Below are 425 nucleotides of genomic sequence, written 5' to 3'. Positions count from 1 at the left end.
GGTAGGGCATGCCGGGCTTGACCATCACCATGTCCGCGCCCTCGGCAATGTCCATGGCCACTTCGCGCAAGGCCTCGTCGCTGTTGCCGGGGTCCATCTGGTAGACCTTTTTATTGCCCTTGCCTAGGTTTCCGGCGGAGCCTACGGCGTCGCGGAAAGGGCCGTAGAAGGCGCTGGCGTACTTGGCGCTGTAGGCCATGATGCGGGTGTGCACGAGCTTCTCCGCCTCCAGTGCCGCGCGGATGGCGCCTATGCGGCCGTCCATCATGTCGCTGGGTGCCACAATGTCCACACCGGCGCGCGCCTGGGTGAGCGCCTGCTGCACCAGCTGGGCCACGGTTTCCTCATTGAGGATGTAGCCGTTCTCTTCAGGCCGGGTCAGCAGGCGCTCACCCAGGCGCGCGCCGGTGTGGACATTGTGGCAC

The 425-nt window shown here is 65.6% G+C and carries 1 pseudogene; it reads right to left on the bottom strand.

Annotation, left to right across the window (positions count from 1 at the left end):
- Nucleotides 1-425: pseudogene (locus AC1D1Y_RS26520) on the bottom strand (hypothetical protein); the annotation flags it as partial.

The sequence above is a fragment of the Polaromonas sp. P1_G1 genome (genome assembly GCF_056405595.1).
The sequence above is the reverse complement of the archived record's forward strand: the minus strand, read 5'-3'. Positions and strand labels throughout refer to the sequence as shown.